Source organism: Citrobacter sp. wls714 (assembly GCF_005281025.1).
GTDB classification, from domain to species: domain Bacteria; phylum Pseudomonadota; class Gammaproteobacteria; order Enterobacterales; family Enterobacteriaceae; genus Citrobacter; species Citrobacter werkmanii.
In genome coordinates this window covers 1-26186 of record NZ_SZWZ01000004.1, presented here as the reverse complement: position 1 = coordinate 26186, position 26186 = coordinate 1, and the positions used below count along the sequence as shown (strand labels likewise).

Below are 26186 nucleotides of genomic sequence, written 5' to 3'. Positions count from 1 at the left end.
TTATTATTTAAAGCTGTCCTTTCGGCTCATTTTTTAATTCCGCATAGCTCGGAAGGGAACCCTATTTCCCAAAATTACCATACCGGGTAACGCGTCCGCGGGCCAACCATAGCCAACAACTCAACGTATTAACACATACATAACAGGAATGTAGACGAGGGTTATATATGAACAAAGTTTACAGCATTATTTGGAACGCGGCGCTCGGTATCTGGGTGGTCGTTTCTGAATTAACTAAAGGTAAGAAAAAAAGTAGTTCACGTAAAACTGTCGCCGTCCTCGCTGCTGGCGCATTAAGCGGAGCGTCGATGATGGCCTCGGCTGATCCGATTATTGATACCGGCGATCATAATATTTCTACTGACTACCAGCGAGGAATTTCCGCTGGCGTTTATGAGGGAATTCATAACTACGGCTTCTTATATGAAGATAATACCACTGGTCAGGCGCTCAATATCAGCGGCGCGATCCCGACGATTACCCCAGGCCAAAGCGGCGTTGTTGAGTCCACCACCATCAGAGAGCTGCTGCAAACCGGAAAAATCACCCTTAAGGCTACCAGCCCTGACCAGAGCGTAAAAACAATCTCCACGGAGGAAGAGCTGGCAGAATACCTGACTCATACCCAGTCAGCGAAACCTTCGCAAAGCACGGACTTTGCTATTTTCGATCCGGCGCTTCCTGAAGAACCAGATACCATTAAAGTCTTTGATACCAGTGCGTTAGCCGGGTTTATCACTGAGTCACAAATCGGCGATGCTGTTTTAAATACGTATGATCCTCAACAAACGCAAATCTATAAGCAATTTGGCATCGCGTTGGCAACCAATGGCGCCACGGCCAACCTGAATATTGGCAACGATACGCTTCATGTGCGTGACAAAGCCAATACCATCGAATTACTGGCTAAAGATTCCTCGCTGCTGGAAGCGCAAGGCGCCAACAGCCAGGTGAACTGGCAATCCGATAACTACATCAAATTTAACGCCGCCCCCGTTATTCCGACCAAAACGTTTAACGGTTCCAGGACAACCTCCGTATTTGGCGGCGATGTAACGCTGATGACGTATGGCTACAACGACGCCGGCGAGGTTATCGAAACAGGTGAAAAAACGTTCTCAATTACCACTGCTGCGGAACTGGCCGAGTTCAATAGCTGGCTATTAGGCGAAAGCGATGATGCCGCGCAAAAACCGGATGGACAAAAAGTTAGCCAGATCCAGTTGTGGCTGGATGTAGAAGATAGTCAAATCACCACCGTCTCCGCCGCGCAAGCGAAGTATGCTGAGCTGATTGATGACTTACTGACTTCAGGTAAGTCATCTGATGTTATCTCCTGGGATTACGACGTCTGGACCGATGGCGAGTCGCACAGCAATAACACAACCGCCGATCGCGGTGAGCTGCACGCTATCTATGCCAACGGCGCAGGTACCGCCGGTACGTTGAACAAAGACGCGATGATCGCCGTAGACGGCAGTATTAATGGCGTTATGAAAGCCATTGACGGCGGGGTTATCACTAACCTGGGCGAACTGAACGCATTGCGTACCTCTACCGGGCAAAGCCTGGCAATTGGCATGCTGGCGAAAGATGCAACGGCAACCAACCACGGAACCATCAACTCCGGGCTGTTTATTGATAAGGACGGTAACCAAAACGTCAGCAGCTACGGTGCATTTGGCATGCAGGGGCAAGGCGCCAGCGTCATTACCAACGAAGGCACCATCAACCAGGCGATTACTACCGATAACTTCGGTACCGCTTCTGCTGCCGACCCCTGGAGTAAAGACGATCCCGAGACTTCGCTGACGCTGGCCATTGGTATGCAGCTGTCTAACGACGCGCAGGGCACGAATAACGGCGATATCAATATCGTCGACGGACGCAAAAACAAGAAGTCCTTTGGTAATGGCACCGCCTTTGGCGTGGAAGTCGCCGACAACGCCACATTTACCAACGCCAAGGATGCAACGATATACCTTGGCCGCGATGCGAATAATTCCTCCCTGGATGCCGTATTGCCAGGCGGTGCCAGCCCAAGCGCCGGTATCATGACCAAAAGCGCTAAAGAGGTGATTAACAACGGTCTCATCACCCTTGGCGTCGGCATACGTAACGCCGCTGGGATCCTGATCGGCAATGCAACAGGTAATGTGCTGAATACCGGCACTATCGCAATCAATGGCGATGGTCGTGGAGGCACCAGCAAGAACTACGGCATCACTGTGCGTGACAGTGGCGCAGAGAATGGTCAGATCATTAGAAATGACGGCAAGATTAACGTTAATGGCAACAATAACGTCGGGATCCACGTCAGCGCCAATAAGAAAAACGCCGAAGTCACCACCAGCGCTTCTGGTTCTATCGTAGTAGACGGTGACGGCGGCGTCGGTAACCGAAACTATGCTATTTGGGCGGAAGGCGGCGCCAACGGTCAGGCAACGGTCAATGTCTATTCTGGTATCACCCTGAATCAGGCCGGTAATATCGGCGTACACGTGCGTGATAACGCCATCGCTAACGTCGATAGTCTGAGTAGTCCGGCATTCAACAATACCGATCAGATTGGTTATTACCTGTATGGTAAAGGCGCGACCGCCAATATTGGGCAGGCGGTGATGAATGACAATGGTCAGGACCGCACCACTATTTTCCGTATCGCCAATGGCGCATTGCTGGCCGGTAATACGACTAACCCGAAAGATCAGTCCACTTCTGACCTGAATCTGACGCTCAACGGCAACAATTCTGTTGGCGTCCTCGCCACCGGCGCAGGCAGCAGCGTAGATACCGGGGAAGCGACATTTACTGTTAAGGGCACCAACTCCGCAGCACTGCTCATCGAAGGCGGCGCCAACGGTACCATCAGTGATAAAACCACCATCAATTTAACCGGTGAAAGCACCATTGCCGGGGTGGTGGATGGTCAGGCGCATCAGTTGAATGGCAACACGCAGGGGAATGCCACAAACACGATCCTCACCTCGAACGCGAAGATCACCTCTGAAGCCAGCGGCAACAAGGTTATCGCCTATGTGGCGAGAAATCTGGGCAACCTGCTCCTCGATACCAAATCGATTATCGATCTGGCCAGCGTCGACAGCATCGGCGTTGATGTGCAACAAGGTGGGAGCTTAACCAATAACTCCTCCAGCGCCCTGCATGTCAGCAACGGCATCGGCGTACGCGCCTCAGGCTCTAACGCGCAGATTAATAAGCTGGGCAAAATTCTGGTTGATGATGGTACTGCTGGCGTTCTGCTGACCCAGGGGGCCAGCCTGCTGATTAACGGTAAAACTGGCGACAGCATTACCACCAATGGATCTGCTGACGGTATTCGTCTGGCCGAGGGCGCAGGCGCGCTGGCCGCGCAAAGCGTGATGATTCGCGCTGAGGGTACTGGTGCCGGCATTCAAAACGATGCCAACAACACCAATATCACGCTGCGTGATGTCACCATCGATTCCAACGATGGTCCAGGGATCCGCACCAGCGTTGCGCTGACCATGAACGATGGACTGAACAACATCCTCAACGTCAACGGGAAAGGTACCGGTTTCGCCTTTGAGCAACGCAATGGCGACGCGGTGACGGGCGATCTGAAAATCGGCAAAGGCTATACCGTTGAGGTGCTAAACAGCGAAGGCAGCGGTATCCGCGCCAACACGGATGGCGAGGTCACGACTAGTGCCGATATCAACGTACATGACAGCGCGGGCGGTTCTGCGATCATCGCGAAAAACGTCAGCGCATTGACCAACAGCGGGAAGATTATTTCTGCCAGCACGACCTCACCGGTGATTGACGCCAGCGGCGACAGCAAGAAAAAAATCACCAATACCGGCACCCTTCAGGCCATCAACGACACGGCGGTGGCTATTCAGTCTGGTAAAGGCAATGACACCATTGATATCAGCGGCGGTATCACCAGCGGCGTAATCAATACCGGCGAAGGCAGGGACACCTTCAACTGGCGCAGCGGTTCCTATGCGGGTGAAGTGAATTTCGCTGGCACTGGCGGCAACAATAAAGCCAACATCGGCAATGTAATACTGGATAAAACGCGCCACATCATTACCGCTGCGGGTACGGGCAATGCCCTCACCTTCACCAATACGAAAGATGCGAAGATTGGCACGCTTGCCAGCGACAACCTGAATACCGGCACCAACATTGGCACCGGCTGGGATTCCCTGACCATCAGCGGATCAAACGCGGATGTCCGCGTCGTTGAAAACCTGAGTCTGGCGAGTAAAACCATTGCCGTAAATAATGGCGCAACGCTGCGCACCGGCGATCACGTTGAGCCGACCAGTACTGCCGCCAGCATTGGCGATTACGATGTGACGACCCAGGGCGCAGGCAGTCGGGTTATCTTCGACACCCAAGGGGATGCATCAGCGGCGCAAATCTATCGCGGTATCATCAGCGGCGACGGGAAATTTGAACGTGCGGCGGGCGGCACCACGGTGTTCACCGCCAACAGCACCTACACTGGCTCTACCACCATTGATCAAACCGGTACGCTGCAGTTGGGTAACGGCGGAAATGCAGGCGAAGTCAATGCCGTGTCTGACATCATCGACAACGGCATGCTGGCGATCAACCGCGCCAACAACGTCCTGCTCAACGGGGTGATTTCGGGCATCGGCGCACTGCAACAAATCGGCGGCGGCATTACCCGCCTGAACGGCAATAACACCTATACCGGCGACACCACCGTCACCAACGGTACACTGCTGGTGAATGGCGATCAAAGCGCGGCGCGCGGTGCAACTACCGTCAGCGGCACCTCCACACTTGGCGGGAATGGCATTATCGGCGGCAATGTATTGATGAACGATGCCACCACCCTCAGCGCGGGTGATGGCGGTGCAGGTACGCTCACCATTAACGGTAATCTGCAGCTTGGCAGCAAAACGACCTCCGCTTTCGAACTGGGCAACGCTTATACGCCAGGCGGTGCGTTAAACGATCTGGTCAACGTCGCAGGCGATCTGCAACTTGACGGAACCTTGGATGTTACCACCTCACAGGGTGGGAACTTCGGACCGGGCGTATATCGTATCTATAACTACGGAGGCACGCTGAATAACCAGACGCTGGAGCTGGGCGCAATACCAGACAGCCAGGATAAAAGTAATATTTTTGTCCAGACCTCTATCGACAAACAGGTCAACCTGGTGAATGCCAACGGCGTTACCCTGCAGTTCTGGGACGGCGCAACCGTCAATCAGAGCCATGGCGCGTCGGGAATTGAAGGCAACAGCAAAATTGACGGCGGCGATGGCAAATGGATGGCGATCGGTAGCCAGGGAGATAACAACTGGACCACGGCAACCGGTAAAGGTAATGCTCCCTGGGCGCAAAAATCCTTTGCCGTCTTCACCACCAAAGGCGGAACCGTTACCGTGGATAACGCCGCGGGCGAAGTTAATTTCTCCGGGGCACAGTTTGACGCCGATGGCTATGTGGTTAAAGGTGATGCACTTAACGCGTATGCCACCACAGAAAACGCGACCCATGCAGGCCAGACGCCAGGCACCGGTGAACTGCTGCTGCGCGTTGGTGCCGGTGGCGCGGGTCAAAACTATACCGCGGCCATTGAGTCCGTGATCCGCGAAGCCAGCACGACTGACAAACTGACGCTGGTGAAAACCGACCTTGGTCGTCTGATCCTCAGCGGTGATAACGAGTATCGCGGTGGCACGCGCATTGATGGCGGTACGTTGCAGATTTCCTCTGACAGCAACCTCGGCCAAAGCGGAACCGATCTGGTTATTAACAACGGCTCCACCCTGCAGATGGGCGCAGACCTGACCAGCAATCGCACTATTGAGCTGGGAGCGAGTGATAACGCGGCGGTGTTTGACCTCAATTCGCACCACTTCACGCCAGCCGGTGAGATTACCGGCGACGGTAAACTGAAAGTCACCAGCAGCTCAAGCGATGCGGGCAGCACCTTGTCGCTCGATCGCGCCAACAGCTACAAAGGTGATACCGAAATTGCCGGTACGGGTAATGCCAACAATGTCACGGTCAACGTCAGCAAAACCGGAGCCTTTGGTAGCAATGAAAGCAGCACCGTGAACGTCAATAAGGGGGCGACGCTCAATGTCAGCGGGACAGATACCAGTCTGCAATCCCTGACCATGAACATCGCCGACAGCCTGTTAACGCTGGCGGATAACGTCACCGCCGCAAGCGCCAAACTGAACCTGACGGGCGCAGCAAAAGCGCTGTTAACCGACAACGCCACTGCAGGCAACGCGACGGTTAACGTGGCAAAAGACAGTACGCTGGCTCTGGAAGAGAATGCCAGCGGCGGCAATGCCAGCGTGAACAACAGTGGACTGATGACCTTTGCCGACCAGGCGATGGCTGAAAATACCGTCGTTAAGAACCTGGCGGGCGGTAAGGTCGATATCAGCGCGGTCGACAGCGCAACCTCTATCGGCTCGTTGTCCGGCGCGGGGAATGTCGAATTGGGCAATAAAGCATTGTCGCTGGGGAATCTGCAACTTGATGACACCATCAGCGGCATTATCAGCGGTAACGACGGTAGTCTGGTGAAAATCGGTGATGGCACCTTAACGCTGACAGGCGATAACACTTACACCGGCACCACGGACGTCAATGAGGGCGTGCTGCTGGTCAACGGCAACCAGTCTGCCGCGACCGGTCAGGTAACGGTTAAATCCGGCGCGACGCTCGGCGGGAACGGTATTATCGGCGGCGCGGTTGACGTGCTGGACGACGGTCATATTACAGCTGGTGCCGCCATCAACAGCGTGGGTAAACTGACCACCGGTTCACTGACGCTGAGTGATAACGCCCAACTGGATTATCAGTTTGGTCAGGCTTATACCCCAGGCGGTGCCTTCAACGACCTGATTGATGTGAATGGCGACCTGACGCTCGACGGTAAGCTCAATATCGAGACCTCTCCGGGCGGCAGCTTTGACGTGGGCGTTTACCGCGTCATCAACTACACCGGCACCTTGACCAACAATGTGATGGACATTGCCAACGCGCCGGAAGCCGCAGACAGCCTGTACGTGCAAACCTCGGTTAACAACCAGGTAAACCTGGTCAATCATGCCGGACTGACGCTGCGCTTCTGGGACGGTACCGGCGGTGAGAATGGCGAGCTGAAAAACAACGGCGTCATCAACGGCGGCGACGGTATCTGGCAATCCAGCCAGGGTAACGACAACTGGACCACGGATGAATCCACGCCAGAAGGCGCGCTGAATGCACCGTTTACCGATGCCGCCTTCGCGGTCTTCCAGGGTGAAGCGGGCAACGTCACCGTCGATAACAGCAAAGGCGACGTTATCATCAGCGGCGCACAGTTCGCCACCGATGGCTATCGCGTGGGTGGTGAGGCCATTACCACCGACACAGCGAACACGCTGATTCGCGTCGGCGATGGCACGGTAGACGGCGCAAACTACACCGCAACTATCGACAGCGTGATCCGCGGTACCGGCGGCCTGAATAAAGGCGATCTCGGGACGCTGATACTTACTGGCGACAACACCTACAGCGGTGGAACCACCATCACCTCAGGTACGTTGCAGGTGGCGGGTGATACCAACCTTGGCGCGCCAGAGACGGGTATTACCTTCAACGGCGGTACGCTGAAGTATGGCGAAGCATTTGATACCGCCCGTCAGGTGATGCTGGAATCCGGCGGCGGGACATTCAATACCAACGGACATAACGTTTCCCTGCTGACGGAAGTCGAAGGTAATGGTCATCTGACCAAAACCGGTAAAGGCTCCCTCACCCTGACGCTGGATAATACCTACACCGGGGGCACTACCATCGAACAAGGCGTTTTACAGTTGGGTAATGGCGGTAACATCGGCAGCATTCAGGGAGATATCGTTGATAACGGCGTACTCAAGGTTGATCGCGCGGATACCCTGGCGTTAGCGGGCAATATCAGCGGTAAAGGCCAGTTGCACCAGACCGGCAGCGGTATTACGGAACTGCAAGGTGAAAACAGCTACAGCGGCGCAACGTTAATTGCCAACGGCGTACTGCGGGCGGGTAACACCAACACCCTGAGTAGTGCGTCACACCACTACGTTGTCGCTGACACCATGTTGAACACGCAGGGATACAACCAGACAGTCGCGGGCCTGAGCAACGGCGGTGATGTCTCGCTCATCGGCCAGCAGACTGGCACAACGTTAACCGTCAAAGGGGATTACATCGGCGAAAAAGGGACCATCAACATGGCGGCCATTCAGAATGGTAGCGGTGCAGGCATTGCCGACCGTCTGATTATTGATGGCGGTAAAGCCAGCGGGAGTACGCTGCTGGACGTTGATGGTTCTGGCCTCGGCGCGCCGACCGTCGGTGATGGTATCGAAGTCGTTACGGCGCTCAATGGCGCAACCACCACCGCGCAAACGTCGCGTGACGCCTTCCATCTTGCCGCCGATCGTATGGCAGCAGGCGCGTTTGAGTACCAACTGCATGCGGGCAATGCTCAGGGTCAGGGGGAAAACTGGTATCTGAGAAGCGAATATCGTCCAGAAACTATGCTGTATTCTGGCCTTGCCAGCGTTGTGCGTCAGGGCGACATCAGCCTGCTGGGTAACATGCACCAACGTATGGGCGACGAGGTTAAACCGGGTATTGACGAAGATAATCGCGCCTGGGCGAGAATGCTTGGTTACTCCGGTAAAACCAAACTGGACGATGCGGCCGGGACACAAACCAGCACCCATACCATGGGTATTCAGGTCGGCGTTGACATGTATGCTAACGAAAACTGGAAAGCCGGGATGTATACCAGCATCCTTGACATCGACAGCAATGTGAAAGGTACGAAGACGGGTAGCGATGGCAAAGGCGGTAACATCGACGACAATGCGTTTTACGTCGGCGGTTACGCCACCTGGTTCTCGGGTAACGGGATGTATGTTGATAACGTCCTGCAGTACGGTAACCATAAATCTCGCCTGGCGGCGACCGGGAATAACGGTTCTTATACCGTCAAAGGCAACACGCTGACGGCGTCAACGGAGGTGGGTAAATCGTTCCGTCTGGGTTCAAGCGCCTGGAGTCTGGAACCTCAGGCTCAGTTAATCTACCAATACAGCGATTTTGATAATGGTCGGCTTGATGGTGTGACCCAAACGAAAGTGAAAATGGATACCGCTGATTCCTTTACCGCCCGTCTGGGCGTACGTCTGGTTGCTGACTATGACACCAACCATGGCAAATTCCAGCCGTACGGCAGGGTAAACGTCTGGCAGGGTCTGGGTTCAAAAGACAAAACGCACTTTAGCAATGCGGTCGCCACCACCACGCTCGAATCCTCACAGCAGTACTCCAGCACCGAAGTTGCGGCCGGTCTGTCCTGGTCAATCGACAGAAACGTGCAGGTCTACGGTGAACTGGGTACGCAATTCAGCAACGGTGGTAGTAAGTCGCAAGTTGAAGCCCCGATTAATGCTTCCATTGGCTTTAAGAAATCGTTCTAAGCAGTCATAAACTCACCAGCCCTCTGTTCTGCAGGGGGCTTTTTTTTGCCTTTCAGGGCTGTCTGATGCGCTACGCTTATCGGCCCTACGGGCTTACCAACAACGCTGAACAATCAAGGGGTTGGGAAACGTAAAAAGGTGGGATTAACGATTATACTGCGTCAGGAGTAACGGGATTTCTTCTGCTAACACCGGCGGAGAAATGAAAAAGCCCTGAATTTTGTCACAGCCAATCTGCATTAAACGGTCCAGTTGGGACTGGGTTTCCACCCCTTCGGCGAGAACTTCAATACCAAAATTGTGTGCCAGTGAAATAATGCCCTCCACAATCTTTGTCGATCGGGTATCGGGCTCAATGCCAGCAACAAATTCCTTATCAATTTTTAGGGTATCAAAAGGATACTTCAGCAGATAATTAAGATTCGCGTGACCAGTACCAAAATCATCAAGAGCGAGTTTAACCCCGATATCCTTTAGCTCCAGCATATTGTTAACCGCTATTTGGCTGTCGCGCAGTGGTGACGTTTCCGTCACCTCAATTTGGCACCGATAAGGCGGTAGCCCACAGAGGGTGAGATTACGTCTGACGCGTTGGGGTAAGAGAGGGTCACAAAATTCAAGTGCGGAAATATTGATTGATAATACAAGAGGATCGGGCCAGGAAGTCGCCACATCCCAGGGGGTGTGGGTAACCATGTCTTCAATTGAAATGATATTGCCGCTGTCTTCCAATAACGTAATAAAAATATCGGGAGAGATCATCCCCATCTGAGGGCTGTTCCAACGCATTAATGCTTCAAATCCGCTAATTTGCTGAGTGTGCAAATTAAAAATGGGCTGATAAACCATATAAAACTGACTGGTATTCAATGCCTGTTCAAGCGCGGTGAGCACCTCGTTGGAATTAAACATTCCCTCTACCTCTACAAATCATATAATTTAAAACCAGTCACATCGCTCCCGAATTATATCTACTATGAGATGTTTTACATCAGAAAAGAATCACCAGACTAGGGTAAAAAAGACATACGATGGGTGAATCTGACAATTAATTTATTTAAATCAGAAGTATTGTTCAGTCCCAACTTGGCGACGACTCGCATTTTATGAGCCTGAATGGTTTTATAGTTAAGGTTCACTAATTCAGAAATTTCTTTAGCGGTATAACCACTTACCAGCAAACTCAGGATCTGCTGTTCCCTTTCAGTTAACCTTTTCTGCGAACGATACAGCCGGGGATTCCATTTCCCGACCGACAACGTCGCCAATTGACCGAAATCTCGCAGTGAAGATTTCTCAGTCAACACTATTGCTTTCTCAATATATAATAACTCCACGCATAATTTCGCCACCAAACTGTCAGCCACAATCACTACGACGTTATTATAGAACTTGAATCGATTTTTATTCAGAAACTGTACGACGTCTGAACACGGTTGTTCATTATTAATGATATTAAAAACCATGGTTTGATGCTGACATAATGATGACTGATGCAACATATCCTCAAACTGGAATGTTTGTACGGGTACTTGTTTGCTGGTCAGGTAGGCGAACATACCGTTGCCCACAAAATTATCATTGCCACACATCAACATCCTGTTTACCGCTCCTTATAAGCTTCTGATCTTGTTACTCATTAAAAATTTGATAATAATTTTCTCGACTTCAGCCTCTTCACGACGATTTTTAAAATCGAACTCACACGAGATCTGATGACAGGAGTACAACTGATTATCCTCATCAAACTCATTGATCGTGACGACATCGATCACTTTTAAATCCAGCTGTAAACTGCCAAACGTATCAAACTCCAGCGAGGCATTTTTAATCACCGCATCTTTATAAACAAAGCGGGTATTTACATCTTTAACAATTAACGCACAGCCACCCTGAGAGATGTTTTTAATCCTGAAAGAGTAGTTTTCTCCGTTTTTGTAACGACCAAAACAGAAAAAGTCATAACCCTTCAGGAAGGAAAAACGCTGATTTTGTCGCTGCTGGGCAAAGAAAATCATATCCGGGATGAGGTAGGATAATCCTGCCTCCGCACCTGCTGGTGGAGTTTGTTCAAATCTGGCACTAAATTTTACAATCCCGCTTTCGCTGTGCAGGATAAAGTATTGGACCTTTTCAGGCACAATCTCTTCATGGCCGGAGATGACAAACCGTTCGAAATCGACCTTATCTAGCTGTGTGATAACGCTACTGTTTTCGCATAAGACTTCCAGTTTCGTTTTCTTGTGCAGCTCTTCACGAAGGATAGCGATGATTTCAAACTTGTTGTCCTTTGCTAATCCAAAGCTCATTCTAAAACCCTTATTTCCATATTTAAGATATGTCCCGCTTTTGGTTACCCAAAAACGCGAGATCAGCATCCGCCCTGGTGCTTAATTACCATAGTGGATTCCATGTCAGACAGTTGGTTAAAAATTAAGTTTTTAACTATCTTTAGCCAATTATTGATACGTAAAAACATTTAATCAGGATAATTCTAGCTTAAGCCGCGCTTAAAACCACGCGAACTTATGGATTAACTATAACAAAAATGAATAATAATTTTATTTAAGATACTGTTTTGAGATAACAAATAGCAAGAATTGCACAGAAAAAAATAGAGAAAAATGAAGGTATTGGGATGGTTGGGCGATGCGCAGGTTGTCGCGCTTTTGTCATCAGTGCGTATGGTACTCACCTCTTCATATCATTAACTGCCAAAACAGCCCTGACTCGTTATTGTTATAAAGTGAATAGTTACATTTTATATATTAAATAAATTTCCCTTAAGTCAGAAAAAAGCCAGCATCCTGCTGGCCCGGTAAATACCGAATCGAACTAGAGTGGCTTGCTACCTTACAGAGGGTACAACGTTAAAAATTCAATACCGCTGCATAACGATTGAGCTGACTGAATCTGCAACGATCATCACCACTCCCGCCAGCATTAACGTATCCTTCAACACCAGAGGTCCAGCTCCAGACAAGTACGGAAATCCGTGGTGTATATCTTCCCTGCGCTTTTATTATTTAACGAGAGAAAAGAGATCGTTTAATGATTCACTCATACTCGGATGGGTAAATATTTGATCGCGTAAAGTTGTATAGGGTAATCCTGCATCCATAACCGTCTTGATGATATTAATCATCTCATGCGAATCCACACATAATAGCGAAACACCTAATATCTGTTTCGTTTCGCTATCCACCACCGCTTTAAGTACGCCACGGGTGTCATCCATCACTCGCGCACGCGGAATCGCCGCCACCGGTAGCGTGACTACCTGCACAGAAGCACCGCTGGCGCGGGCCTGTTCTTCGGTCATCCCCACGCGGGAAAGCGGCGGCGTCATAAAGACGGAATACGGTATATTTTGACGATCGCCGGTGTGACGTCCCCCCTCGCCTAACAGGTTGTCACGCACAATACGGAAATCATCCAGTGAGATATAAGTGAACTGCAACCCGCCGGTGACATCGCCCATTGCCCAAATATTATCTGCCGAGGTACGCAGATATTTATTCACGATAATGGCGCCGCGGTCGTTTACATCCACACCCGCTTTCTGCAACTGCAGATTTTCGGTCGCCGGTTTGCGGCCCGATGCCACCAGCAGCGCATCCACAGTCTGGACGCCTCCCGGCATTTTCACCAGTACCGCGCCGTCCACGGACGAAACCGCCTGTACGTTGGCGTTAAGGATAATCTCAACCCCTTTGTCGCGTAAAATCCCGGCGATAGCTTCGGCAATATCCCGATCTTCGCGGGCTAAAAACAGCGGAGCGGCTTCATAAAGGGTGACTTTGCTGCCAAAGTTGGCAAACATTGATGCGAACTCCACACCAATGTAACCGCCACCCAAAATTCCCAAACGTTCAGGCCGTTGCGTCAAATTCAACAGCCCGGTACTGTCGAACACACCCGGTGTGGTGGTTAACCCTTCTACGTTTGGCATCGTTGACTGCGCACCGGTATTAATAAAGATCTTCTCGCCGCTTAGCTCAATCGCGCCAGTTGACTGCACGACCCGCACAGTACGGTTATCGACAAATTCAGCACGACCGTCGATCACATCTACATTTTCCAGATCGGCCAGATTATGGAAGTTTTTATCGCGCAGGAAACTGACAACGGCAGCCTTGCGCTGCATCGCCGCAGCAAAGTCATGCTGGAGTTCAGCGTCGTGTACCAGGGTTTTAGTTGGAATACAGCCGATGTTGATGCATGTCCCGCCATACATGGTGTTCGACTGTTCAACAATCGCTACTCGCCAGCCCGTTTTTGCCAGGGTAGCTGCCAGCGTTTTACCCGCTTTGCCAAATCCAATAATAATCGCCTGATACTGATTCATGCTGTCTCTCCGCCTGATCACTGTTCATTTGTTGAACTGAAGTATAAGGGTAACCATGCAAGGAAAACGTATCCAGAACGCGCTCATTACTGTCAAATCGTCTAAATCACTTTTAATCTCTTTCACGAAACATATAAGCATAATAAATTAACACTTTAAATGTATTACTTTAATTTTGAATTAGCGAGATAATCCCGCCAAAATAACAGCGGTTAAAACTGCTCAGGAGTCTTCATGGATACTCTAAGTCGATTACTCATGCTTAACGATCCGCAAGGCTCGATCGATCAAAACTGTTTACTGAGCAGAGACTGGCAACTGCCGCATGCGGCGGGCGAGCTGTCCGTTATCCGCTGGCATACGGTCACTCAGGGGGCAGCCCAACTTGATATGCCCGATGGGACATCTTTCACCCTGCGACCAGGGACTCTCGTTATCCTGCCGCAGAACTCCGCCCATCGACTTTGCCAGTCAGGGGATGAACAAACGCATATCGTTTGCGGTAGCCTGCGACTGCACGCCACCTCGCGCTATTTTTTAACCGCGCTACCGGAAGCACTGATTCTGGCGCCAGAAGAAAAGAGTCCCGTCAGCCACTGGCTCAAGGCCGTGATTGCGCTATTACAACAGGAATCCATCAGTGGGTTGCCGGGTTCCAGCGCTGTATGCAGCCAACAATGCGCCACGCTGTTCGCCTTAGCCGTTCGTGAGTGGTTAACCAGAGCATCGCCCGCACAAAACGTGTTGAATTTACTGCTGCACCCCAAACTCGGAGCCGTGGTGTTTCTGATGCTCGAATCACCGTCCTTTGCGTGGACCGTCGAAGAGCTGGCGAAACGCGTACACATGTCGCGGGCCAGCTTTGCGCAATTATTCCGTGAAGTCTCAAACGCCACACCGCTGGCGGTGTTAACCACTTTGCGCCTGCAAATCGCCGCTCAGATGTTGTCACGCGGATCTCAACCATTGATTGTGGTAGCTGAATCGGTGGGCTACGCCAGCGAGTCATCGTTTTATAAAGTCTTTCTACGCGAATTCGGCTGTACGCCGGGCGAGTACCGCAAACGCGTGAAAGCGCTGGAAGCATAGAGCTACGCCTGTTTCGGGGTACAAACCGAAGACAGGCGTATGATTGATAAGGTTACTTTTGCTTGCGATGTCTGTGCAGCCACATCAGCTTATAGGCTGCCGGAATAATGAATAGCGACAACAGCGGCGCAGTAATCATGCCGCCAATCATCGGTGCGGCGATGCGGCTCATCACTTCTGACCCGGCTCCTGTCCCCCACAAGATGGGCAACAGCCCGGCGATAATCACCGCCACGGTCATTGCTTTCGGGCGCACGCGCAGTACTGCGCCGTGATATAACGCTTCATCCAGTTTATCTGCCGTAAAGGTTTGCGGATTTTCCAGCGCGGGCTCTGCTTCTATGGCGTGACGTAGATACATCAGCATCACCACGCCAAACTCCGCGGCCACGCCAGCCAGAGCAATAAACCCGGTTCCGGTCGCGACCGACATATGGAACCCCATCCAGTAGAGGAACCAGATCCCCCCTACCAGCGCAAAGGGAACGCTGGTGATAATCAGCAGCGCTTCGCCAAAGCGACGGAAAGCCAGATAAAGCAGGACGAAGATAATCATCAGCGTCATCGGCACCATCAATTTGAGCTTATGACTGGCGCGTTCAAGCAGTTCGAACTGACCGGAGAACGCCACGCTGGTCCCCGGCTTTAACTGTACCTTTTCCGCGATCGCTTTTTGCAGATCGTTCACCACCGAAACCATGTCACGATCGCGGGCATCGATGTAAATCCAACTGGTGGGTCGCGCATCTTCGGTTTTTAACATTGACGGCCCAGAAACGACCGTGACATCCGCCACATCAGCCAAGGTGATTTGCTGTTTCATGGGGGTCAGAATGGGCAAATTACGCAGCGCTTGCGGGCTATCGCGATAGCTCTGCGCATAGCGAAGGTTGATAGGATAACGCGCGATCCCTTCTACCGTTTCGCCCACCATCGCGCCCCCCACAGCGGAGGTCACAAACAGCTGTACATCGCCAACGGTCATGCCATAACGGGCCGCTTTCTCACGATTAATATCCACGTTGAGATAGCGTCCCCCTACCAGACGCTCAGCTAACGCAGAGGCGACGCCTGGCACGGTTCTGGCCACCTCTTCAATTTGTTCCGCCGTGGCATCTATATCAGCCAGCACGTTACCTGACACTTTAATCCCGATAGGGCTTTTTATCCCGGTAGAGAGCATGTCGATGCGGTTACGAATAGGTGGCACCCACAGATTCGCCAGCCCCGGCAAGCGCACGGTTTTGTCCAGCTCGGCGATGATTTTGTCCATCGTCATACCCGGACGCCACTGATCCTGCGGCTTCAGTTGGATCGTCGTTTCAACCATTTCCAGCGGCGCGGAATCTGTTGCGGTTTCCGCCTTGCCGGTTTTACCAAATACGCGCGCCACTTCAGGAACGGTCATGATCAGCTTATCGGTTTTTTGCAGCATGTCCGCCGCCTGCGCCGCCGAAATCCCCGGCAGTGTCGAAGGCATATACAGCAAATCGCCTTCGTTAATCTGCGGCAGGAATTCACCACCGACTTTATTCAGCGGGTAGATAACCGTCAGTATTGACAGCACCGCGACCAGGATAGTGGTTTTGGGCCAGTGCAGCACCTTCAGCAATAGCGGATGGTAAATACGGATCAGGAAGCGGTTAAGCGGGTTGCTGCTTTCCGCTGGTATTTTGCCGCGGATCCAGAACCCCATCAGGATCGGAATAACCACAATGGCCAGAAATGCCGCGCCCGCCATGGCATAGGTTTTGGTGAACGCCAGCGGACCAAACAGCCGCCCTTCCTGCCCTTCAAGGGTGAAAATAGGGATAAATGACAACGTGATAATCAGCAAGCTGATGAACAATGCCGGGCCAACTTCCACCGAGGCGTCGGTAATGACCTTCCAGCGCGTGGCGTTATCTAGCTTTTCACCCGGATGCTGATGCCCCCACTCTTCCAGTCGCTTATGGGCGTTCTCAATCATCACGATTGCCGCATCAACCATCGCCCCAACGGCAATAGCAATTCCCCCGAGCGACATAATATTGGCGTTCAGCCCCTGGAAATGCATCACGATAAACGCGATACACAGCCCCAACGGCAGGGAAATAATCGCCACCAATGCCGAACGCAGATGCCACAGGAACAGCGCGCACACCAGCGCAACGACGATAAACTCCTCCAGTAGCTTGTAGCTCAGGTTATCAATGGCGCGATCGATAAGCTGACTGCGATCGTATGTTGTAACTACCTCAACGCCTTCCGGCAGGCTGCTTTTCAGCGTATCGAGTTTGGCTTTAACGGCAGAGATCACCTCACGCGCATTTTTACCGGATCGTAGAATAACCACGCCACCCGCGACTTCGCCTTCGCCATTGAGTTCGGCGATCCCACGGCGCATTTCCGGCCCAATCTGGACGCGTGCCACATCGCGCAGATAAACCGGTACACCGTCGGCCCCGGTTTTCAGGACGATGTTATTAAAATCATCAAGCGTTTGCAGATAGCCACTGGCACGAACCATATATTCGGCTTCGGCCATCTCCACAGACGAGCCGCCCGCTTCCTGATTTGACGTATCCAGCGCAGATTTCACCTCCGCCAGGCTGATGCCATATTGCGTCAGCTTCATCGGGTCGATAACCACCTGGTACTGTTTAACCACGCCGCCCACCGAGGCCACTTCCGCCACGTTAGGAATCGTTTTTAACTCATATTTTAAGAACCAGTCCTGAAGAGAACGTAATTCCGCGAGGTCATGTTTTCCGCTGCGATCCACCAGCGCATATTCAAAGATCCAGCCGACGCCCGTGGCGTCCGGCCCCATTTCAGCACTAACGCCTGCCGGTAATTTTCCCTGCACCTGGTTGAGATATTCCAGTACGCGCGAGCGCGCCCAGTAAGGATCGGTACCATCCTCGAAAATGACGTAGACGTAGGAATCGCCAAACTGCGAGAAGCCACGCACCGTTTTCGCGCCGGGTACCGACAGCATGGTGGTGGTCAGCGGATAAGTGACCTGATTCTCAACGATTTGCGGGGCCTGTCCGGGGTAGCTGGTTTTGACTATCACCTGGACATCAGAGAGATCGGGCAGCGCATCAACCGGCGTGTTAATGATGGTCCAGGTTCCCCAGATGCTGAGAAACAGCGCCCCCATCATCACCAGGAAACGGTTTGCCACTGAACGGCGGATAATCCATTCAATCATTTATCATATCCTCAATGTGAATGGGTCGCCTGGGCCGGCATCGCGCCTGCGTCTTGCGCACCACTGTTCTGGGCGCGCATACGGTCAAGGGCACCAGAAATATTCGCCTCGGAGTCAATCAGGAACAGACCGCTGGACACCACTTTTTCACCTTCAGTCAGGCCTGAGCGAATAGCCGTCTGCCCCTGAGATTCATGGAAAACAGCCACCTGCTTCGGCACAAATCGACCTTCCTGATCAACGGTAATCACCCGCTGTTCGGTACCCGTATCAATTAACGCTTTAGACGGGATCAGCAGCATCGGCTCGCTTTGCGTTTTCAATTGCAGGTAAGCATTCATTCCAGGCTTGAGCGCTTCGTCGGGGTTATCAACCTGCAAACGCAGCTGGAGGGTACGCGTGGTGGCATCAACGCTTGGCAAAATACTCCACTTACTGATGGTGAATGGCTTATCCGGCCAGGCAGGAACCGTGATGCGAAATTGCGAGGCGTCTTTAATCAGCCAGGCAATAGATTCCGGGACCGACGCGCTGACCCATACCGGATCCATTCCCTGAATTTTCGCGACCACATTGTCTTTGGAAATATTCATGCCGGTACGCAAATCGAATGCGGTGATCACCCCATCAATGGGGGCTTTCAGGGTAAAGCGGGTCTGAATTTTACGCGTCGACTTTAAACGCTGGATATCCGCTTCCGGCATACCGGCAAGGCGTAATCGCTCCAGAATCCCTTCCACCTGCGTCACGCTGCCGCCGGTCTCGCGCAGCAGCAAATATTCGCTCTGCGCCTCAACCCAGTCAGGAATCGTCAGGTCAATGAGCGGAGAACCCTTCTTGATTTTGTCACCCACAGTGAGCGGGTAAACCTTCTCGATAAAGCCAGCGGAGCGTGCCTGGACAATAACAAACTGGTATTCGTTATAGCTCACGTTAGCCGGGAAAGTTTGCGCATAGTGCAGTGGTCCCCGACGCACGGGTTCCGTTTTTAGCCCCAGATTCTGGGTCTGAGTGGGATCGATGCGCACACCAGGTGCTGACGCGCTTGCGGTCTCTTCATCGGCATATTTCGGGATTAAATCCATATCCATGAACGGCGATTTGCCCGGCTTGTCAAAACGCGTATTCGGATACATGGGGTCATACCAGAACAGAACTTTTCTGGCTTCTTTTGGCGAAGCCTGTCCGGTTTCGGTCGATACTTTTGCGGATGAATAATAAGTATAAACACCGACAGAAATAATTCCGCCTGCAATCATGCCAGCGAGAATAAGCGCGGTATTTTTAATATTTAAAGACGCCATAATGATTTCCATTGCGCGATAATCTCACCCGCGCTCGCAAGAACCCGGGCAAGAATTAAAGAGACCAGCGAGAACGTTATTTACTGATGTGAATATCGCGTAAAACAGAGATATTTCCCTGCTGAACAAACGTAAACGCGACCTTATCACCCGGCTTAATATCGTCAGCCCTGGTATCGGCCACCAGCGTAAAACGCATCGTCATGGCCGGCCAGTTCACCGCCGGAATAGGATCATGTTTAATCGTGACTTTTTTACTCTCCATATCAACAGCTTCAATCACCCCGGTAGCGCTAATGCGTTGTTCCTGCTGAGCCGCCGGCTGCATATTCATCATCTCGCTATGTTGATGCTCATTGGCCTGAGCGTTAAATATGACCACAGAGAAAAGGCTTAACAGCACGGCTTTGGCGGTAGTATTCATAATTGATGCTCCTGAAAAGTTAATATTAAGGATTACTCCACCCAACCGCCGCCTAAGGCAGCAAACAGCTTAATTTCATTAACCTGCTGGGCGTAATTAAGATCGAGCAGCGATTGCTGCGTGGCAAATAAAGAACGTTCGGCGTCCAGAACTTCGATATAGCTAACCGCGCCATTCTGATACAGCGCTCTGGCACGTTGTAGGGTGATTTGCAATGACGCCAGGTAGCGCTGCTGGCCGCTAATTTGCTCGGCAATGCTTTGGCGCAACGCCAGCGCATCCGCCACCTCTTTAAATGCGCCCTGAATTTTTTGTTCGTAATTCACCACCGACTGCTGTTGGCGAATTTCAGCCAGATCGAGATTGGACTGATTACGTCCGGCGTTAAAAATGGGAATATCTATTTTGGGGACAAAATTCCACATGCCGCTGGCAGCATTAAATAAGCTGGAGAGATCGCTGCTGCTACTGGACACGGAGCTGGTCAGGGTAATCGACGGGAAAAATGCCGCCCGCGCGGCGCCGATATTGGCATTCGCCGCCATTAATCCGTGCTCAGCTTCCATAATATCCGGGCGCTGCAACAGTATCTGCGACGAGAGTGATGGCGGCAGCGTAACCGGTTTAATATCTCCGCGACTGAGCGCCCGATCCTCGGGTAATTTTCCGTAGGTACCCAGCAACAGTTGCAGCGCGTTGTTCGCCTGCGCCAGTTCACCTTTACGCTTCGCGATTTCGCTGCGCGTACTTTCAATCACGCCCCGCGCCTGTTCCAGCGCCAGTACGTTAGTGCTACCGGTGACCAGTTGTTTTTCAACAAAGGCGTAGGAACGCTGATAGTTTTGCAGCGTTTCTTCGGCAATTTGCAGTTGTGCATAAGCCAGACGTTGATTGAAATAACTTTGCGACACGTTAGAGATTAATGAGATATGTACCGCCCGACGCGCCTCTTCACTGGCAAAGAAATTCTGTCGATCGGCTTCACTCATATTTTTCAGCCGACCAAAAAAATCCAAATCGAAACTGAGATTCAGCCCGGCCTCGAATTCGCGATCGGTGCCGCTGTCGCCTTTTAATTTACCGCTGTAGGTACCGCTGGAGCCTGCCGTAATTTGCGGATAGCGGTCAGCGTCCGTGACGCCATATTGCGCTCGCGCCTCCTGAACCTTCAGCACTGCCATACGCAAATCGCGGTTATTGACCAGCGCCTCACCAATCAGCATCTTAACCTGGTCGTCAACGAAGAAGGTCCGCCAACCGGTGTCCTGATAATTCCCAGAGGCTGACACCAGCGCATTCTGGCTTAAGGAGAATTGCTGTGGCACCGGCAAAGCCGGGCGCTGATAGTCCGGCGCTAATGAACAACCGGCGAGAACGAATATCGCGCTGAGGGTAAGAAGCTTAAATTTGCTCATAGTTCTTCTCGTCCTGACCGGACTGATGACCCTAAAATATGTAGGAATTTATAGGGTTGTACTTTAACGAAGTGACTCTGTTTAACCGGTGACAGGAAAATGACAAAACTGTCATTTTCCCAATAACCGATTGCTATCCGATCCCGCTTCCCTAGAATTGAAAGTCCGCACAAGCAGTGCGAGAAGGAGAATGCGATGAAGATTTTGATAGTCGAAGATGAGAAAAAAACCGGTGAATATCTGACAAAAGGCCTGACGGAAGCAGGTTTTGTCGTGGATTTGGCGGACAACGGCCTGAACGGGTACCACCTGGCGATGACCGGCGATTACGATCTGCTCATACTCGACATCATGCTGCCGGATGTAAACGGCTGGGATATCGTACGCATGCTGCGTAGCGCCAACAAAGGCATGCCCATTCTTCTCCTCACCGCGCTGGGTACTATTGAACATCGGGTTAAAGGTCTGGAATTAGGCGCTGACGATTATCTGGTCAAACCGTTTGCCTTTGCCGAACTGTTGGCGCGGGTCAGAACGCTATTACGCCGGGGCGCGGCGGTGATTGTCGAAAGTCAGTTTCAGGTCGCAGATTTAATGGTTGATCTGGTGAGTAGAAAAGTCACCCGCAGCGGGGCGCGCATCACCCTGACCAGCAAAGAGTTTACGCTGCTTGAGTTTTTCCTGCGCCACCAGGGAGAAGTTTTACCCCGCTCGCTGATTGCCTCTCAGGTCTGGGATATGAATTTTGACAGCGATACCAACGCCATCGACGTCGCCGTTAAGCGTCTGCGCGCCAAAATCGATAATGACTTTGAGCCGAAACTGATTCAGACCGTGCGCGGTGTGGGATATATGCTTGAGGTTCCTGATGGCCAGTAAACGATGGCAACGCCCTTTTTCCCTGGCGACGCGACTGACCTTTTTTATCAGTCTGGCGACTATCGCTTCATTTTTCGCCTTCGCATGGATAATGATCCACTCAGTAAAAGTGCATTTCGCCGAGCAGGACATCAATGATTTACAAGAGATCAGCGCCACGCTGGAGCGTATTCTTAATCAACCGAACGAACCTGAATCACGCCGACTGGAAACGCTAAAAAACGTCGTGGCGGGTTACTCGAACGTCATTATTTCTCTGGAAGATAGCAATCAGAAGGCTATTTTTCATTCACCTGGCACCCCGGATCTCCGGCAATTTATTGCCAGTGCAAGGCCGGATAAAAATGCCCATGCCCGCGATGTCTTTATTATATCTGGTCCCATGCTGCAAACGCCCAAACATACGCACGGGCAGATGACATCATCAAACTGGCGCATGATTCGTTTGCCTGTCGGACAGCTTGCCAATGGAAAACCGGCATATACGCTGTACCTGGCGTTATCGATCGATTTTCATCTGCACTATATTAATGACCTGAAAAACAAACTGATTATGACAGCATCGCTGATTAGTATGATGATTGTTTTTATCGTGCTGTTCGCCGTTTATAAAGGCCATGAGCCTATCCGTAATGTCAGTCGCCGCATCCAAAATATCACCTCGAAAGATCTCGACGTACGCCTCGACCCGCAAGCCGTGCCTATTGAACTGGAACAGCTGGTAAGTTCGTTTAATCACATGATCGAACGCATCGAGGATGTTTTTAAACGTCAGTCGAATTTCTCAGCGGATATTGCCCATGAGATCCGCACCCCAATTACCAACCTGGTCACGCAAACAGAAATTGCGCTGAGCCAGACCCGTAGCCAAAAAGAGCTGGAGGACGTGCTGTATTCCAATCTCGAAGAATTTGGCCGGATGTCGAAGATGGTGAGTGACATGCTGTTTCTGGCGCAAGCGGACAACAATCAACTGATCCCGGAAAAGACCGCGCTCAATCTGGCTGATGAGGTCAGTAAAGTGTTCGACTTTTTCGAAGCCTGGGCAGAAGAGCGTGAGGTTAGTTTACGCTTTGAGGGGCGCGAATGCTGGGTATCGGGCGATCCGTTAATGTTACGCAGGGCAATGAGTAATCTGCTTTCAAACGCCATGCGCTACACGCCAAAAGGCGAGTCAGTGACCGTGCGGGTGAAAGAGGCCGATGAACAGGTGCAGATAGTCGTTGAGAACCCCGGCCCGCCAATTCCTCCGCAACATCTTCCGCGGCTATTTGACCGCTTCTATCGGGTAGATCCTTCCCGGCAACGTAAGGGAGAAGGCAGCGGTATTGGCCTTGCGATCGTGAAATCGATAGTCATTGCCCATCAGGGAAAAGTTGCAGTGACATCTGATTCACATGCCACCCGCTTTATTCTGACGCTGCCCCGGCATGCAATTTAATCTCCGGTAATAACGGTTAAGTCATTCCTGTTCTCTGACTTAACCGTCATATTCCTGTCACGTCACTGACAGCGTGCGCTAATTATAATTTCTTCCGTAAACCCACACAGGAGAAATATGATGAATAAGATGTCCTCTTTTTTAGCTATCGCGTTTTTTATCTCAGCAGGCGTTAATGCGGCAGAAACGTCACCCCATGCACAATCATTTTCACAAATGAATGAACATGAAAAAGCGATGGTAGTACATCAGTCGACAAATAATGGTCATTCCTATGCCCATGAGCAACAGGCGGAAAAACACCGTGCGCAGGCAAACTCTGCACAATAACGGATAACGCCAAAGGGCGCTGCGATCACAGCGCTCTCAAAAGCTGTGCGCTACAGTATGCCGTTTTAATACTGGAGTCAGGCATGGCTTTAACCCTCACGGTATTGCTTGAAAATCGGCGCGCTGCTGGTGCAGATAAATCATTACGGGCAAAGCCTGGATTAAGTCTGTTAATTCAGGATGAAACCACCACCATACTGTTTGATACCGGGCCGGATGACAGCTTCATACTAAACGCTGCGCAAATGGGGATCGACCTGACGCAATTAACCGCCGTGGTGTTGTCACACGGTCATTACGATCATTGTGGCGGTGTCCCCTGGCTTGCCGATAACAGCCGTATTATTTGCCATCCTCAAATAGCCTGTGAGCGTTACGCGTCGATAACGCTTGCGGGAAAGCCGCGACAAATTAAAAAACTCTCCCGCGATAACGACTACTCTCGTCTGAATATGGAATACACCCGCGAACCGTTGGCGATAAGCGATCGTTTTTTGTGGTCCGGGGAAATTAGCGTACCCACACCGCAAGCCTATGGTGTTATTCGCGAGAAAACACCTCAGCCAGATTACATCAGCGATGAAGGCGTATTGATCTATAAATCTGACCGTGGGCTGGTGATCATTACCGGCTGCGGGCACCGGGGAATAGAAAATATCGTCCGCCATTGCCAGAACATCACCGGCATTCGCAAAATTCACGCCCTCATCGGTGGGTTCCATTTACGCGCCGCCTCCCCCGCTAAGCTGTGGCGGACGCGGCAATTTATTAAGCAGCAGCAACCGGAAAAACTGCTCGGCTGTCATTGTACCGGTTCGTGGGGACGGATGTGGCTACCGGGAACAAAAGCCCCGGCAACGGGGGATGTCATCGTGCTGGCGAACTAAAGGCGGTAAAACGTGCCCCACATCTGCATTAGAAAACGGGAACTTACGTTCCCCGTTTATCATTAACGACAATTATGCACGTAACCTTGATCTGGTCACTTATTATACAGAGACAACCTTGGATACACTCAGGATAGAGGTAAACAAACAGGAGGTAGTGAATATGTATCGCTCAATTCTGGTGCCCATTGATATCTCTGAAGCCGATTTAACCCGCCATGTTGTGCCGCAGGTTCAGGCGCATGCCAAAACCGCCAAGGTCCATTTTCTGGCCGTTATTCCTACCGTTCCGTTCTATGCCTCGCTGGGACTGGCCTACTCTAGCGAATTCCCGGACCGCAGTGGTCTGCAGGCCAAGGCCAGCGAAAAACTCGAAGAGATTGTTAAGCAATTCAACATTCCTGCTGGCAGGAGTCAAATCCACGTCGTTTACGGCCCGCCGAAGGATCAGATCCTCAAACTGGCGGAAGCGGTTGACGCCGAACTTATCGTCATCGCCTCGCATAAGCCCGGTTTTAGCACCTACCTGCTGGGTTCAACGGCTTCTGCCGTAGTTCGCCATGCAAAATGTCCGGTGCTGGTTGTACGTTGACACTGGCTAACACAATAAAAACGGGCGTAAATTTTCGCCCGTTTTTATTCCGACGCAGATCAGCACTCAGTGCTGATTATCCAGCACGCAAATGCGCTCAGCCAGCAAGATGTGTGCAACGCAGTCTTAATGAAGTAGAAATATGGCTGGAGAAGGAAGGTTCGTAGCGGTACGCAGAAGCTAAGAATTGGGGCTTACTTTGAAATGGTACGCCCTGTAGGATTCGAACCTACGACCTACGGCTTAGAAGTTCCTGGAACTGCCTGAGCTAACAACAACTTACCCCATCACTACGGCGCTCACGCGTCCCATTTTCGAAAAACATGCAAAGCCTTGCAAACCAATGCAAAGCTTTTTGTGTCCCACTTTTGTCTCACCCACCAACATGATATGTCGATCGATCCCCTTTCAAATGCTAAACTTTCGGCCTCCAAGAATTTACTGATTTTTATAATGTTAAAGCTATTCGCTAAGTACACATCTATCGGCATAATTAACACATTAATCCACTGGGTTGTGTTTGCTGTTTGCATATATGCGTTTCACACAGGTCAGGCACTTGGCAACTTCGCTGGTTTTGTCGTGGCGGTGTCATTCAGCTTCTTTGCAAATGCCAAGTTCACGTTCAAGTCCTCCACAACAACCATGCGCTACATGCTTTATGTAGGATTTATGGGAACCCTTAGCGCGACTGTTGGCTGGGCAGCGGATAAATCCGGTCTGCCTCCAATAGTCACGCTCATCATATTTTCCGCTATCAGCCTGGTATGCGGTT

Annotated in this window: 16 protein-coding genes and 1 pseudogene; 8 read left to right on the top strand and 9 right to left on the bottom strand. The window is 51.5% G+C overall.

Going from position 1 to position 26186, the window contains the following annotated elements:
• The first annotated feature begins 167 nt into the window (after positions 1–167).
• A complete protein-coding gene (locus FDX11_RS01040) occupies positions 168–9506 on the top strand; it encodes an autotransporter outer membrane beta-barrel domain-containing protein (protein ID WP_137397308.1) in 9339 nt (3112 codons plus the stop codon).
• Positions 9507–9650: 144 nt separating this feature from the next.
• Here the strand turns inward: FDX11_RS01040 and FDX11_RS01035 are convergent, their stop codons facing one another.
• The 5 genes and pseudogenes from FDX11_RS01035 to rclA form a co-directional block, all read right to left on the bottom strand.
• On the bottom strand, positions 9651–10418 hold the full coding sequence (locus FDX11_RS01035; protein ID WP_042309909.1) for a bifunctional diguanylate cyclase/phosphodiesterase: 768 nt from the start codon (positions 10416–10418) through the stop codon (positions 9651–9653).
• 98 nt (positions 10419–10516) lie between these two features.
• Positions 10517–11098, bottom strand: a complete 582-nt coding sequence (locus tag FDX11_RS01030; protein WP_170973568.1) for a LuxR family transcriptional regulator — start codon at positions 11096–11098, stop codon at positions 10517–10519.
• Between the two features lie 21 nt (positions 11099–11119).
• A complete protein-coding gene (locus FDX11_RS01025; RefSeq protein ID WP_042309913.1) occupies positions 11120–11815 on the bottom strand; it encodes a flagellar brake protein in 696 nt (231 codons plus the stop codon).
• A 569-nt stretch (positions 11816–12384) separates the two neighbouring features.
• A pseudogene (locus FDX11_RS01020) lies at positions 12385–12513 on the bottom strand (DUF417 family protein); the annotation flags it as partial.
• Positions 12514–12528: 15 nt separating this feature from the next.
• Positions 12529–13854 (bottom strand): reactive chlorine resistance oxidoreductase RclA, encoded by a 1326-nt coding sequence (gene rclA, locus FDX11_RS01015; protein WP_137397307.1) that lies wholly within the window; start codon positions 13852–13854, stop codon positions 12529–12531.
• A 234-nt stretch (positions 13855–14088) separates the two neighbouring features.
• Here rclA and rclR point away from each other — a divergent pair, with 234 nt between their 5' ends.
• A complete protein-coding gene (gene rclR, locus FDX11_RS01010) occupies positions 14089–14943 on the top strand; it encodes a reactive chlorine-specific transcriptional regulator RclR (protein ID WP_042309916.1) in 855 nt (284 codons plus the stop codon).
• A gap of 52 nt (positions 14944–14995) precedes the next feature.
• Here the strand turns inward: rclR and FDX11_RS01005 are convergent, their stop codons facing one another.
• The 4 genes from FDX11_RS01005 to FDX11_RS00990 all read right to left on the bottom strand — a co-directional run bounded on the left by FDX11_RS01005 (position 14996) and on the right by FDX11_RS00990 (position 21282).
• Entirely contained in the window at positions 14996–18139 is a 3144-nt protein-coding gene (locus tag FDX11_RS01005) for a CusA/CzcA family heavy metal efflux RND transporter (RefSeq protein ID WP_042309917.1), read from the bottom strand.
• Between the two features lie 11 nt (positions 18140–18150).
• Positions 18151–19443 carry an efflux RND transporter periplasmic adaptor subunit gene (locus tag FDX11_RS01000; RefSeq protein ID WP_042309918.1) on the bottom strand — a complete coding sequence of 431 codons (1293 nt, stop codon included), beginning with the start codon at positions 19441–19443 and terminating at the stop codon, positions 18151–18153.
• Positions 19444–19519: 76 nt separating this feature from the next.
• A complete protein-coding gene (gene cusF, locus FDX11_RS00995; protein ID WP_042309919.1) occupies positions 19520–19867 on the bottom strand; it encodes a cation efflux system protein CusF in 348 nt (115 codons plus the stop codon).
• Between the two features lie 32 nt (positions 19868–19899).
• The gene (locus FDX11_RS00990; RefSeq protein WP_137366156.1) at positions 19900–21282 is read right to left on the bottom strand and encodes an efflux transporter outer membrane subunit; all 1383 of its coding nucleotides are present in this window, start codon (positions 21280–21282) and stop codon (positions 19900–19902) included.
• Positions 21283–21477: 195 nt separating this feature from the next.
• Here FDX11_RS00990 and cusR point away from each other — a divergent pair, with 195 nt between their 5' ends.
• From cusR to FDX11_RS00955, 6 genes are all read left to right on the top strand, one after another.
• Positions 21478–22161 carry a copper response regulator transcription factor CusR gene (gene cusR / locus FDX11_RS00985; RefSeq protein ID WP_038638530.1) on the top strand — a complete coding sequence of 228 codons (684 nt, stop codon included), beginning with the start codon at positions 21478–21480 and terminating at the stop codon, positions 22159–22161.
• The gene (locus FDX11_RS00980) at positions 22151–23602 is read left to right on the top strand and encodes a Cu(+)/Ag(+) sensor histidine kinase (protein ID WP_042309923.1); all 1452 of its coding nucleotides are present in this window, start codon (positions 22151–22153) and stop codon (positions 23600–23602) included. The genes cusR and FDX11_RS00980 overlap by 11 nt, the downstream gene beginning before the upstream one ends.
• Before the next feature lie 120 nt (positions 23603–23722).
• Entirely contained in the window at positions 23723–23932 is a 210-nt protein-coding gene (locus FDX11_RS00975; RefSeq protein WP_137366316.1) for a hypothetical protein, read from the top strand.
• A gap of 83 nt (positions 23933–24015) precedes the next feature.
• The gene (locus FDX11_RS00970) at positions 24016–24819 is read left to right on the top strand and encodes an MBL fold metallo-hydrolase (protein WP_137397306.1); all 804 of its coding nucleotides are present in this window, start codon (positions 24016–24018) and stop codon (positions 24817–24819) included.
• A gap of 163 nt (positions 24820–24982) precedes the next feature.
• A complete protein-coding gene (gene uspF / locus FDX11_RS00965) occupies positions 24983–25411 on the top strand; it encodes a universal stress protein UspF (protein WP_038638520.1) in 429 nt (142 codons plus the stop codon).
• A gap of 453 nt (positions 25412–25864) precedes the next feature.
• Positions 25865–26186, top strand: a 322-nt coding sequence (locus FDX11_RS00955; RefSeq protein ID WP_137397304.1) for a GtrA family protein, incomplete at its 3' end; no start/stop codon positions are given.

Coding starts and splice junctions, on each gene's coding strand:
- FDX11_RS00975 (WP_137366316.1), top strand. CDS start 23,723: ATGAATAAGATGTCCTCTTTTTTAGCTATCGCGTTTTTTATCTCAGCA.
- rclA (WP_137397307.1), bottom strand. CDS start 13,854: ATGAATCAGTATCAGGCGATTATTATTGGATTTGGCAAAGCGGGTAAA.
- FDX11_RS00970 (WP_137397306.1), top strand. CDS start 24,016: ATGGCTTTAACCCTCACGGTATTGCTTGAAAATCGGCGCGCTGCTGGT.
- FDX11_RS00990 (WP_137366156.1), bottom strand. CDS start 21,282: ATGAGCAAATTTAAGCTTCTTACCCTCAGCGCGATATTCGTTCTCGCC.
- rclR (WP_042309916.1), top strand. CDS start 14,089: ATGGATACTCTAAGTCGATTACTCATGCTTAACGATCCGCAAGGCTCG.
- FDX11_RS00980 (WP_042309923.1), top strand. CDS start 22,151: ATGGCCAGTAAACGATGGCAACGCCCTTTTTCCCTGGCGACGCGACTG.
- FDX11_RS01035 (WP_042309909.1), bottom strand. CDS start 10,418: ATGTTTAATTCCAACGAGGTGCTCACCGCGCTTGAACAGGCATTGAAT.
- cusF (WP_042309919.1), bottom strand. CDS start 19,867: ATGAATACTACCGCCAAAGCCGTGCTGTTAAGCCTTTTCTCTGTGGTC.
- FDX11_RS01000 (WP_042309918.1), bottom strand. CDS start 19,443: ATGGCGTCTTTAAATATTAAAAATACCGCGCTTATTCTCGCTGGCATG.
- cusR (WP_038638530.1), top strand. CDS start 21,478: ATGAAGATTTTGATAGTCGAAGATGAGAAAAAAACCGGTGAATATCTG.
- FDX11_RS01025 (WP_042309913.1), bottom strand. CDS start 11,815: ATGAGCTTTGGATTAGCAAAGGACAACAAGTTTGAAATCATCGCTATC.
- uspF (WP_038638520.1), top strand. CDS start 24,983: ATGTATCGCTCAATTCTGGTGCCCATTGATATCTCTGAAGCCGATTTA.
- FDX11_RS01005 (WP_042309917.1), bottom strand. CDS start 18,139: ATGATTGAATGGATTATCCGCCGTTCAGTGGCAAACCGTTTCCTGGTG.
- FDX11_RS01030 (WP_170973568.1), bottom strand. CDS start 11,098: ATGTGTGGCAATGATAATTTTGTGGGCAACGGTATGTTCGCCTACCTG.
- FDX11_RS01040 (WP_137397308.1), top strand. CDS start 168: ATGAACAAAGTTTACAGCATTATTTGGAACGCGGCGCTCGGTATCTGG.